General features: G+C 49.7%; 10 protein-coding genes. 1 reads left to right on the top strand and 9 read right to left on the bottom strand.

Going from position 1 to position 12,537, the window contains the following annotated elements; translation table 11 throughout:
• The first annotated feature begins 216 nt into the window (after positions 1–216).
• Positions 217–1,332 carry an AI-2E family transporter gene (locus tag WH45_RS05615; RefSeq protein ID WP_046213417.1) on the top strand — a complete coding sequence of 372 codons (1,116 nt, stop codon included), beginning with the start codon at positions 217–219 and terminating at the stop codon, positions 1,330–1,332.
• Positions 1,333–1,460: 128 nt separating this feature from the next.
• On the opposite strand, the gene WH45_RS05610 is transcribed toward WH45_RS05615, so the two are convergent.
• The 9 genes from WH45_RS05610 to alaS form a co-directional block, all read right to left on the bottom strand.
• Positions 1,461–4,169 carry a methyl-accepting chemotaxis protein gene (locus WH45_RS05610; RefSeq protein WP_235338296.1) on the bottom strand — a complete coding sequence of 903 codons (2,709 nt, stop codon included), beginning with the start codon at positions 4,167–4,169 and terminating at the stop codon, positions 1,461–1,463.
• A 253-nt stretch (positions 4,170–4,422) separates the two neighbouring features.
• Complete coding sequence (locus tag WH45_RS05605) at positions 4,423–5,781, bottom strand: peptidase U32 family protein (protein ID WP_046213416.1); 1,359 nt, start codon at positions 5,779–5,781, stop codon at positions 4,423–4,425.
• 29 nt (positions 5,782–5,810) lie between these two features.
• Positions 5,811–6,740, bottom strand: coding sequence for a peptidase U32 family protein (locus WH45_RS05600; RefSeq protein ID WP_046213415.1), 930 nt, complete (start codon positions 6,738–6,740; stop codon positions 5,811–5,813).
• A 217-nt stretch (positions 6,741–6,957) separates the two neighbouring features.
• Entirely contained in the window at positions 6,958–8,031 is a 1,074-nt protein-coding gene (gene mltG, locus WH45_RS05595) for an endolytic transglycosylase MltG (protein WP_046213414.1), read from the bottom strand.
• A gap of 98 nt (positions 8,032–8,129) precedes the next feature.
• Positions 8,130–8,438 carry a DUF1292 domain-containing protein gene (locus tag WH45_RS05590; RefSeq protein WP_046213413.1) on the bottom strand — a complete coding sequence of 103 codons (309 nt, stop codon included), beginning with the start codon at positions 8,436–8,438 and terminating at the stop codon, positions 8,130–8,132.
• A gap of 4 nt (positions 8,439–8,442) precedes the next feature.
• The gene (locus tag WH45_RS05585; RefSeq protein WP_017813467.1) at positions 8,443–8,739 is read right to left on the bottom strand and encodes a DUF1292 domain-containing protein; all 297 of its coding nucleotides are present in this window, start codon (positions 8,737–8,739) and stop codon (positions 8,443–8,445) included.
• An 11-nt stretch (positions 8,740–8,750) separates the two neighbouring features.
• Positions 8,751–9,167, bottom strand: a complete 417-nt coding sequence (ruvX, locus tag WH45_RS05580; RefSeq protein ID WP_046213412.1) for a Holliday junction resolvase RuvX — start codon at positions 9,165–9,167, stop codon at positions 8,751–8,753.
• A 16-nt stretch (positions 9,168–9,183) separates the two neighbouring features.
• Entirely contained in the window at positions 9,184–9,444 is a 261-nt protein-coding gene (locus WH45_RS05575; RefSeq protein ID WP_046213411.1) for an IreB family regulatory phosphoprotein, read from the bottom strand.
• Between the two features lie 432 nt (positions 9,445–9,876).
• The gene (alaS, locus tag WH45_RS05570; RefSeq protein WP_046213410.1) at positions 9,877–12,504 is read right to left on the bottom strand and encodes an alanine--tRNA ligase; all 2,628 of its coding nucleotides are present in this window, start codon (positions 12,502–12,504) and stop codon (positions 9,877–9,879) included.
• Between the last annotated feature and the right edge of the window lie 33 nt (positions 12,505–12,537).

The following is a 12,537-nucleotide window of genomic DNA, read 5'->3' as shown; positions in this document are numbered from 1 at the left end:
AGGCGGGAAAGCCTTTTGTGTATGAACAGGCATGTTATCTTTTATACTGAAAGCTGCACTTTTATCTTTTTGTAACAAATTAGGCATACATGCCGTATATGTAAAGTCGGACTTGCTGCTTGATTACCTTACTGTCCCAATCAACCCGGGCAGTACAAGAATGCAAGACGGATGCATGTCCACCCATTTTACCAAGCAAAGGAGATTTGGCATCACATGTTACCCATTTATAAAAAATACTGGCGCACCGCATTTGATATCGGAGTCGTCGTACTGACGGTCTATCTGATTCTGCTGATTTCCAGCCAGCTCTACCGGATTGCCGCTCCGGTGTTTCTGTCTGTGCTGATTTTTGCCATGATTGAGCCGTTTGCAATGTTCCTGAACCGCAGAGGACTGCCCAAAATGGTTTGCTCCGCGATTGCGGTACTTACGTTTGTGCTCGTTATTCTCGGTGCACTGTTTGGAGCCGGATTGATTTTTATATCCCAGATCAGTCAGGTTGCCGATTCACTGCCCCGGTATGCGGTCATTGTACAGCAGCATTTTGCCAGCTTCACAACGATTCTGCAGCGGGAAATGAATGCATTGCCTGCAGATCTAACCGAACGCATCAATGAATATTTTGCTACTTTTACCGCCGGACTCGCTGTCTGGGTCAAAGCTACGTTTAATTACGCTATCGGCTGGCTGGGTACTTTTTCTTCCTTTATCGGAAATTTTGCGGTAGGTATTATTCTTGCCTTTTTCCTGAGTGCAGAGATCAATCTGTGGCGGCGGATTGCCGGCGAGAAAACGCCCAACACGCTCAAAAAGGCATATTTTTTCCTCAAACAGTATGTATTCCGTGCAATCGGCGGCTATATCAAAGCCCAGCTGATCATGGTCATGATTACATTCGTGCTTGTATACATAGGATTGCTGATTCTGCGTGTCGATCATTCTTTTGCACTGGCGCTGCTTAGTGCGGCATTCGATATTTTGCCGCTATTGGGTATTCCGGTGGTATTTATTCCATGGATCATTTACCTGTTTATCGTAGGACAGACAGGGCTGGCTATCGGATTGACCGTGCTGCTCGTCGTCGTGATGCTGACCCGTCAACTACTGGAGCCCAAAATCACCGGCAACTCGATCGGCATCTCCTCCGCCTATCTGATGCTGTCCGCGATGATTATCTCTCTCTCCATCTTCGGCGTCGCCGGTCTCGTGCTGTCGCCGGTACTGATCATTCTGCTCAAAGAGCTATTCCAGCAGGGCTATCTCAAACGCTGGATTCGCCTGCCCAAGGAAGAGTTCGAGCCTATTCGTGACGATATCCCCAGAACATAACCAAAACCATCCGTATCTGACTGCTGCAATAGTCAGGTGCGGATGGTTTTTTATTAGTCTTTATTGGTTTCTTATTCGATTAAAATGGATATAACTGCATACCCAGCTGGAAATTCAGCCAATTAGCTTCACGCTTCCTTTTCCAGGATCGGTGGTTCTGCTGTTTCTTTTTTAGCAGAACTTGCATTTGCCAAAGTATTCGGTTCAGAAATAGAGGCTGTATCCGATTTCACCAATGATATCGTCTCTAGCTCAGCATGGTCCAATTTCACTGGCTTTGCAGATTCGACGTTGAATTCGGTATCATCATCTTCTTCAACAGGTTCCACGCTCTCAGCACCCACACCAGCACCAGCACCAGCACCAGCACCAGCACCAGCACCAGCACCAGCACCAGCACCAGCACCAGCACCAGCACCAGCCGTATTATCCGACTCATCTTTATCCTGTTCAATGGTAAAACGTGAAATCGTTTCTTTCAGCTCGACCGATACATTTTCCAGCTGTCCGGATAATGCTACCAGTTGACCGCTGACATTTTGCTGTTCATTACTGAGGGAAGCGACTTCTTCCGACGTAGCCGAGGACTGTTCTGCCACTGCGCTGACATTGCTCATCGCTTCATTGATCACCTGCTGCACCTGATTCAGCTCACTGATCGAGGAGGTCGCCGAATTCAGCTTCTGGACAAATTCCTGCATCTGGCTCTGTACGGTCTCAAAGATCGAGGTAGTATCCTTGACTGATTCGGTCTGCTGCTGGAAGAGCGGATAAGCCTGATTCAGCACACTGACCGTTTCTTCCATTTCACTCTGGATATTGGCAGTGATCTCTCCTACCATCAGGATGGACTGACGGGATTGTTCGGCCAGATTACGCACTTCACCCGCTACAACCATAAATCCTTTGCCTGCCGCACCTGCCCGCGCCGCTTCGATCGTCGCATTCAGGGAGAGGATATTGGTCTGTTTGGTAATGTTCTGCATGGCATCCAGCACCTGCTGCACCGAGGAGGTACTCTGCTTGAGCGAATCAATGCGCGCGCCCAGGGAACGGATCATTTCCTCGGTGACGGTCGTCCGATTCAACAGCTGCTCCATATGCTGTACACCGGTCTCACTCGCTTTCTCCACCTGCTGCGCAGAGGTGCCCATCTGTTCATTGGCTGCTACGACTCTGCTCATCTGCTGGTTCATCGTATCCGCCAGTTCGGTCCCCCGCTCCGCTTCACGTGCCAGACTGCCTGCTCCGTTAGCAATCTCCTCGGTAGCTGTCGCAATCTCGCTGGCTGATGCAGCAGTCTGTCTGGATGCCTGGCTGAGCGATGAGGCGGTATCCAGCACCTGCTGGGCGGACTGGCTGGTCTGCTGGACCAGCGCTGTAATATTGCTCATCATATCGTTAAAGGCAAGTGACAGCTGGCCGATCTCATCCGAAGACCGATGATCCGTGCGCACATGCAGCATCCCCTGAGCTCCCTGATTCATCAGCTGCTGCAGCTTGCGCAGCGGTCTGCCGATCATGCGTATGATCAGTATACCGATCACAATAGCGACCACCCCGTCGATCACCGCCATAATCCAGGTCATCGTCAGAATTCCGCTGGCACTGGCTACGAGTGAGTCTACAGGTACTGTGCCTACCAGTTTCCAGTCCACGGTATCCAGCACACTGTAAGCTATTAGCGTCGGCTCCCGGCCTTGATCATTCTCGAAACGTCCGCTACCATTTTGAATCTGATTCAAAAATCCGTGTACCGAAGGCTGGGCGACCGTATCCGGTTCCGTAGAAGCGATCACAGTATGCTCCGGCCCGCCGATCAGATCGACATGGCTTCCGTCTCCCAGCTTGAGGCTGCTGATCTGATCATTGATCCACTTGCTGTTAATGCTCATGACGAATACGAACGAACTGGCACTGCTGGATGTACGCATCGCTCGCGCATACGTAAAGTTCTTGTTGGAACCATCCATCTGGGCCGTTGGAATCCAGGTCATGACACTGTCACCTTTGGCGAGTGATTGGTACCATTCCTTGCTTCGGATCTCACTGGCTTCCGGTATGCCTACGCCTGCGCCGATAATATCCATCGATTCATCCAGGGGCACCATATAGATTGCCTCAATAGAGTCCATCGAGTTCATCTGATTCTGCAGATTGTCACTCACCGAGTTGATCGTCTGATACTTTTCATATTCACCGAGATCACTTCGGCCCAATGCCGACAGATCTTTTTGCATTGTAGGATTAAAAAACACCTGAATCGACGAATTTACCAGCTGGTTCAGCATAACATCCAGTTTCTCGCCGGTCTGGATAATCGTCTGCTCATTGCTGATCGCCGCATTTTCCTTGATGACACTTTTGGCCTGAAAATAAGAAAAACTGCCGAGCGAGATCACAAATACCATAATCGCGACAAAGAAAATCAAAAACAGCTTCATTCCCACCGATTTGGCCGGATGAAGTTCACGCCAGCTGCGGGCTGTTTGCCCCAGCGATGCAGTACCTTTTTTCCAGCGGCGGCGTCCTTTGGAGGAAATAACTGCCGGTTTATTGTTTGAAGGCGCTTCCGATTCCTGTTGCACAGGCTGCTGGATACTTGGCTGCGCGGAACGGCCATTTTTACCGAAAAGCCGGCGTTTGCCTGTTGAAGCGGCGGCGCCTCGTTTTCTTTCAAACCATTTATGTACTGCGCTTGAAGAAGATGAATCTGTTGTACCCGTTATGTTTGTCTGCTGTGCCTTACCCTTGCTTTCCCTGCTTTTTTTCAACAATTTTTTATCCAGTCTAACCGGCTGCTGTCCTGACTTGCTCCGTTTCCGTCCCAATCCCATAACCCTTCACCTACCACTTTAGAATTCATTTTAAAAGGATGTCATTCTAAGTTAGTTATACAGTTAAAATGTACTATCACAAATTGCCAAACAGGTACGATGGATATACGTATGCATTCATTATCGGTGCATATCAGGGATAAATTAACCTTTTTAGCGCAAATAAATAAGGCCTTTTATACTATTACGTATAAAAAGCCTTATTTATTTAGTTAAAGCTATCGGTTATGAGAATGGTCCATCGATCGCTGAATTACACAGCAGCCGACATTTTGACCTTTTTGACATTTTTCTTGCGCATCATATCAAAGTAGCGAACCGGCTGATCCACTTTCATTTTGATTTTTTGCAGTGGATGACGGGCTGCATCCAGTTCATTGCCTTCTTCATCCCAGATCTGACCTACGGTCTGCTTGAAGAATGTATTGCCCGGACCGAAAAATTCAATTTCCTGTCCCGGTTTGAAGTTGTTACGCTGCTGGATGGTAGCCATTCCTGTCGCCGCATCATAATCCAGTACCAACCCGGCAAAGTCGTAAGGTACGGCTTTGTCTTCCGGCTCGTAGATATGATCTTCATTATCCGGCGTATCATAGAAAAATCCGGTGTTCAGCGGACGGTTGGCTGCCTTGTTGATATCCTCCAGCCATTCCGGCTTGAGTACATAATTTTCCGGATCAGCCATGTAGGAGTCAATCGCCTGACGATACGCATTAACCACCGTAGCGACATAGTGGATCGATTTCATCCGGCCTTCAATTTTGAAGCTGTCGATACCGACTTCGATCAGATCCGGAATGGATTCCAGCATGCACAGATCCTTGGAACCCATGGAGAACGGATTATCGTTCTCTTCATACAGCGGCTTCTGATTGACACCAAGACGGAATTGCTCCAGTACACGGTTGTCTGCCGCTTCCTCTTCGGATATCCATTCTTCCTGCGAACGGGCATCCTCGAACAGGTCATACTTCCAGCGGCAGGACTGACAGCAGCCGCCACGGTTGGAGTCACGATCGGTAAAGTGGTTGGACAGTACGCAGCGTCCAGAGAAGGAAGAACACATCGCTCCGTGAATAAAGGCTTCGATCTCCACATCGACATGCTTTTTGATCTCGGCAATCTCTTCCAGGCTGGTCTCGCGGCCCAGCACGACACGCGGCAATCCTTCTTCTTTCCAGAACTTTACGGCCTGCCAGTTGATCGTCGACTGCTGGGTGCTCAGATGAACTTCCAGCTTTGGCGCGCAGCGCAGGGCAATCTCGATAATGGTCGGATCGGCGACGATAATGGCCGAGATTCCGGCATTCTCCAGATTGCGCAGGTATTCTTCAATACCATCAATATCTTCATCATGGGCATAAATATTCGTAGCCACGAATACTTTGGCACCATATTTATTGGCAAATTCAACGCCTTCCCGCATCTCTTCAAAGCTGAAGTTATCCGCGTTGGACCGAAGGCCGTATTTTTGTCCGCCGATGTACACAGCGTCTGCGCCATAGTGGATCGCAAACTTGAGCTTTTCCAGATTGCCTGCAGGTGCAAGCAGTTCCGGCTTGGCGAGACGATGACGTTTTCCGAAATATTTTGGTTTATCCATGGTACTCATGAAGATCTCCCCCTTGATCTTGTTGCTTATCAATACACCTGTTCCTTGTAAAAGAATCCAAAACCGAGCTCACGTTCCGGATCTTGCAGACGACGCACTTCATCCAGCCATTCTTCCTTGAATTCATAACTGTCCGGATCGGCTGCGTAGGCATCAATCGCCTGACGATAGGCACGCACGACAGCTTCATTGTATGCGATCGGCTTCAATATTCCTTCGACCTTGAAGCTCTGCACACCCGCTTCCATTAGCAGATGCAGATCTTCGAGAATGCAAATATCTTCCGAACTCATAATATGGGTACCATTGCTGTCCTCATAGATCGGGAACTTCTCATCCCGGCGCTCTGCTTCGATCAGGAACAATCCGCGCTGCAATCCCAGATCACCGCTCACTTCTCTGCCCTGATGTTCCATATAGCTCTGCACAAGCCGGCGTTTGGAATGATAAATATTGGTCATCCCATGTACCTGGACCTGGGCTTCCACTTCCATTTTATCCATCATGCCGGTAATCTCATCCATATTCAGCTCACGTGCCAGCACAGCCCGTGTCGCGCCTTTGCGGCCCCAGTAGTTGGCTGTGGATGAATTGGTCGAAGTCATCTCGGCATTCCAGTGCAGCGCCATCTCCGGTGCAATCTCACGTACTGCCGCCAGTACCGACGGATCGCCAAACTCGATTCCGTCTACACCGGCATCACGCAGAGCAGCGATATAGGCTGGCAGCTCGTCCAGCACATCATTGGTCATCAGATTATTAACAGCTGCATAAATGCGTTTGCCCCCAGCATGCACATACGCTGCCGCTTCGGCAATCTCTTCTCTTGTAAATTCGCCTGGCATACGCATGCCATACCGTTCCTCACCAACCAGAAAGGCATCGGCCCCTGCTTCTGCCAGACGGCGCAGCTCCTCCATCGAGGATACGGTCACCAACAGCTCGGGTTTGTTACTCATGTAAAGCCACCTCCCAGCCTGTACGGCTGTATATTCATCCTATTTCTGCAGGATTCCCTGTCTTGCTACATTGTTCATTGTACCAGTAATTCTATCGTTCTGACCGCCCTGGAGTGAATATATATTGTCTATTCCTCTCGTTCACGGACAGACAGGGATATACCCCGGACCTGCCGGACTATATCCCTGTGTATGTGTATGTTCTCACTGTGCTGTCTTAGCCGCCGCTGTCGGCGCTGGTTGCTTTGCTGGTCTCAATATTTTTCAGATGTTCCTTGTACGTCTTGGCAAACAGATGACTGCCGGAACCATCTTTTTTGGTCACATAATACAGATATTCCGACGTCTTGGGTTCCAGCGCCGCCCGGATCGCATCAATCCCCGGATTGGCAATTGGTCCTGGCGGAAGTCCTTCCTTTCGGTACGTATTGTACGGGCTGTCAATCTCCAGATCGGAGTACAGCAGACGTGATTTTTGCTTGCCCAGTGCGTACTGGACGGTAGCATCAATCTGGAGTCTCATATTCTGTTTCAGACGGTTATCGATTACACCGGCTACTTCGGCACGTTCTTCCGGTACAACGACCTCACGCTCTACCAGAGAAGCTTCGGTCAGCAGCTCATGCAACGACATTTTGCGTGTTTGGAGCTTGGCATCGAGATCGTCGATACTGTTCAGGTTAGTACGTGTACCCGCCAGCATATTGGCAATTACATCTTCTTCGGTACTCTCAATCGGAAGATTATAAGTGGCCGGAAACAGATAGCCTTCCAGCGGATGAAGAATGCCTTTGCCGGTAGGCACATTCCATTCACGTGCCTGCTTGAACCGGGACGGATCATCGACCAGTGCCATGAACTTGGCACGATCTACGAATCCTTCACCACTCAGCTTGTCGGCAATCTGGGTTACCGTATATCCTTCCGGGATGGTAAACTTCATCGTCTTCGGAACGACCACTTCTGCGTTGTTCAGCTTGGTAATGATCTGTTCGTATGTCATTCCTGGTGTGAATTCATAATCGCCTGCCTTGAACTGACTGCCCTGGCTGTTCATTTTCAGATACAGCCTGAATGCAGTCGCATTCCGGATCAATCCTTTCTCTTCCAGCTGATCGGCCAGCACCTCGCTGGACGTCCCCTGTTCAAGTGTATAAGCAACCGGCTGCTCTGACGCATCCGTTGGCTGCATCGCACGCCAGCCGTATACTGCTATTCCCACAACAATAATGATAACGATCAAAAACAGACAACCTAATCTTCCAGCCCGCCTACGCAATGGATATAACATCTCCTTTTACAGCCAAAAAGAGCGGAAAGATTCCGCTCTTTTCAGGTAAGTACATGAGTTGAGCACTTGTCAGGACTACGTGCTGTAACCAGCCGTGATTAATCTTCAAACGGTAATGTCAGTTCGTCATACAGCTCGGCTACATCTTCCCATTCATCGTCGTCATCGATCGTTACCAGCTCCGGACGTCCTTCAGTGGAGTCGATAATTTTGAGAATCTCAACTTCATCCTCCGGCAGACCTGTATCTTTTTGCAGTACAGCATAAGCACCGGTCTCCGTCTCAAACTCGCTGATCAGACGATAAACTGTTGTCTGGCCCTGATCATCGGTCAATTCGATCAGCACACCATAGGCTTCCAGCAGTCTTGTTGTTAACTTGACGCTACTCGCAGAAAGATCGCTCATCGGTTTATTCACCATCCAATTCAGCAACTAATGTATTAAACGTTTCTTCAACAATCTGCCATTCCGCTTCATCTTCGATGATGTAGAGTTTCAGATCGTCTTCTTCTTCTTCATAACGGAACGCATATACTTCATCGGTATCGTCCTCTGTGGCTTCCATAGGCACGACCATCATATATTTGGCGTCCGAACCGTCGACTTCGAATTTCATGATGACTTCAAATTCCTCTTCATTACCCTCATCATCAGGAATGTAAATAATTTCTGGTTCGTCCTCAAGCAAATTTTGATCCTTCGCCATATTAACCACCCTCACCTTTTACTTTTAGAATCCAAGTAATTTTGTAGTATCAAGCTTGCGGCCATCTTGTCGACGACCTGCTTGCGTTTCTTGCGACTTACATCAGCCTCAATCAATGTGCGCTCGGCTGACATTGTTGTAAGCCTCTCATCCCATAGGTGAACAGGCAGCTGCACAGATTCCCGAAGATGTTCTGCAAAATCGACACATAATTGACCACGTGGACCAATGGAGCCGTTCATATTTTTGGGAAGTCCGACGACGATCTCCCCGATCTCGTATTCACGGATCAGTTCGGCGATTCGTTCGTCCACGTCAGGATTGCGCTGACGGTCGATAACTTCGACTCCTTGAGCGGTCCAGCCGAATGCGTCACTGACAGCGACACCGATCCGGCGGTCTCCGTAATCCAGTCCTAATATTTTCATTGCTTACGCTCCGCTTCTACCGATGACTGGCCAGGTAGGAACGGACCAGTTCTTCTATTAATTCATCCCGCTCTTTTTTTCCGATCAGGCTGCGCGCATTGTTATGACGGGGAATATAGGCGGGGTCCCCCGAAATGAGATAGCCAACAATCTGATTGATCGGATTGTATTCCTTCTCGACCAGTGCATCGTACACGGTGAGTAGTATTTCCTGTGAGGAGGTCTCCTGCTCATCACCCTTCACACTAAACTTGACCGTTTTGTCCATGGAGTCCACTCGCTGACACCTCGCTTTTCGGAAAAAGTGTTTGCTCACACGCTTCCTCAAAATGGAATCCCCTGATGTTCATGTTGATTCTTTCTCATCATAACACATCAAGGGATATACAAGAAATATTTACGCTAAAACAAATCAAAAAGTTACAATTTTTTAAAAAGTCTGGGTGGGGAATTCCAGGCGTTATGTGCAGCAAGCGCTGCGGAAAGGGATAGGGCACGTCCTCAGGTGGAGCACAGGAATCTTTGGAGTAGGTGGAAATGAAGATTCCTGTGCTCCAATGTCGTCCTTTGCCCTATTCCCTTGCCTCCGCTCTGTGCTTGTTTCATACATCCCACGTCTGATCTCCAAACCGATTTTTAAATTGAATTGTGGGTGGAGTACGCAAAATGAGCAAAAGTAATAGTTAGTTTTGATCCTGAAGCTTACAAATTATACCGATGCAACGTGTTTCTTGGCTGCTTCGATAGCTTCGTTTAGCTTGGATGCGTCTTTACCGCCGGCTTGGGCCATATCCGGACGTCCGCCGCCACCGCCGCCGCAGATGGCTGCGACTTCTTTGACGAGTTTGCCGGCATGCAATCCGCGGTCGATACCGGATTTTGGTACGACGACGACAAAGTTTACTTTATCATCGATCGCTGCACCCAGTACGAGTACGGCTTCCGGCAGTTTGCCTTTGAGTTCATCGGCCAGACCGCGCAGAGCGTCCATACTGGATACGTGTACTTCGGTCGCCAGCAGCTGGGTATCACCGATCATTTCGGCTTTATCTGTCAATTGTCCCGCTTCGATCAGGCTCAGCTTGCTTTGCAGGGATTCGTTCTCACGGCTCAGCTCGCGCAGCTGCTGATTCAGCGCTTCTACACGTTTTGGTACGTCATGTACATTGGATTTCAGCTGCACAGCGGCCTGCTTGAGCAGATCCAGCTGGCTGTCCAGGAACATGTAAGCCAGACGTCCGGTTACCGCTTCGATCCGGCGTACGCCTGAACCGATACCGCTCTCGGATACGATTTTGAACAGACCGATCTGGGACGTATTCAGCACGTGGCAGCCGCCGCACAGCTCGATGCTGTAATCGCCGATTTTGACCACGCGTACGATATCGCCGTATTTCTCGCCGAACAGTGCCATTGCGCCCAGTTCTTTGGCTTCGTCAATACCCATGTAGTTGATTTCCACATCGAGTGCTTTCCAGATTTCCTGGTTGACACGGCGTTCCACATCTGCCAGTTCTTCCGGTGTGATGCTGCTGAAGTGGGAGAAGTCAAAGCGCAGACGTTCTGCTTCGACCAGGGAACCTGCCTGGTTCGCATGGTTGCCAAGCACTTCCTTGAGCGCTTTGTGCATCAGGTGAGTCGCGGTATGGTTTTTGATAATGTCATTACGGTTCGGTGCATCGACCTGGGCGGTAACGACATCACCGACAGCCAGTTCGCCGGAGCTTACGGTTACAATATGAACCGACTGTCCGCGTGGTGCCTTGAACAGTGTTTCAACCGAAGCCTCCACCTTGTCGCTGATCAGCAGACCCAGATCGCTCACCTGGCCGCCGCTCTCTGCGTAGAAAGGTGTCACATCCAGAACGACTTGTACCGATTCGCCTGCGCCTGCATTTTCCACAAAAGCATCGTCCTTGATAATCGCTGCCACTGTGGATTGTACAGTCAGCTGCTCGTAGCCGATAAATTCGCTCTTGCCTTCAAAGTCGGACAGTACGCCGCCCTGTACTTTCATGCTGCCGCTGTCCTGACGGGCTGCACGTGCACGGGTACGCTGCTCTTGCATCGATGCATCGAATCCTTCACGGTCAACGGTCAATCCGTTCTCCAGTGCATAGTCTTCGGTCAGATCGAACGGGAAACCATACGTATCGTACAGTTTGAATGCATCGGCACCGCTGATCACGTTCTGTCCCTGCTGCTTGGCCTGCTCAGCCAGTTCAGCCAGAATATTCAGACCGTCAGACAGCGTCTCGTGGAAGCGCTCTTCCTCGGTACGGATGATTTTCTCGATATATTCACGCTGCTCAACAACGGTTGGATAGTACATACCCATCACATCGCCAACCGTTTTTACGAGGCTGAACAGGAATGGCTTGTCCAGACCGATTACTTTTCCGTAACGAACCGCACGGCGCAGCAGACGGCGGATGACATAACCGCGTCCTTCATTGGAAGGCAGTACGCCATCACCAACAGCGAAAGTTACCGTACGCATATGGTCCGCAATGACTTTGAGTGCGACATCGGTCTCTTCATTTTGCTTGTAGGTTACGCCTGCGATTTGAGCCGTTTCCTGGATCATCGGCTGGAACAGGTCGGTGTCGAAGTTGGAATCCACGTTCTGGATAATGGATGCAAAACGCTCCAGACCTGCACCTGTATCGATATTTTTGTTAGGCAGCGGAGTGTAGCTGCCGTCTTTGTTATGGTTAAACTGGGAGAATACGAGGTTCCATACTTCCAGGAAACGCTCATTCTCGCCGCCCGGGTACATTTCCGGATCATTCGGGTCCAGCTTGCCGTAGGCATCGCCACGATCGTAGAAAATCTCGGTACACGGTCCGCAAGGGCCTTCACCAATATCCCAGAAGTTGTCTTCCAGCTTGATGATGCGCTCTGCAGGCAGACCGATCTTCTCGTTCCACAGTTTGAATGCTTCTTCGTCTTCCGGGTATACGGTTACGGACAGGCGTTCCGGATCAAAGCCGATCCATTCTTTGCCTGTCAGGAACTCCCATGCCCAGGTAATGGCTTCTTCCTTGAAATAATCGCCAATGGAGAAGTTACCCAGCATTTCGAAAAACGTATGGTGACGGCGAGTTTTGCCGACGTTTTCAATATCATTGGTACGAATACATTTCTGCGAGTTGGTAATACGCGGATTTTCCGGTTTGACACGACCGTCAAAATACGCTTTCAGCGGAGCCATACCTGCATTGATCCACAGCAGGGACGGGTCATTATTGGGCACGAGCGGTGCGCTGGGCTCGACGTTATGTCCTTTGCTTTCAAAAAAAGCGAGCCATTTGGAACGAATTTCACTTGCTTTCATAAGTAATGAGCCTCCTTGGGGTATGGACAGCAT

This window comes from Paenibacillus wulumuqiensis (genome assembly GCF_000971965.1).
GTDB lineage: Bacteria > Bacillota > Bacilli > Paenibacillales > Paenibacillaceae > Saccharibacillus > Saccharibacillus wulumuqiensis.
This window is presented reverse-complemented; position numbering and strand designations above follow the sequence as displayed.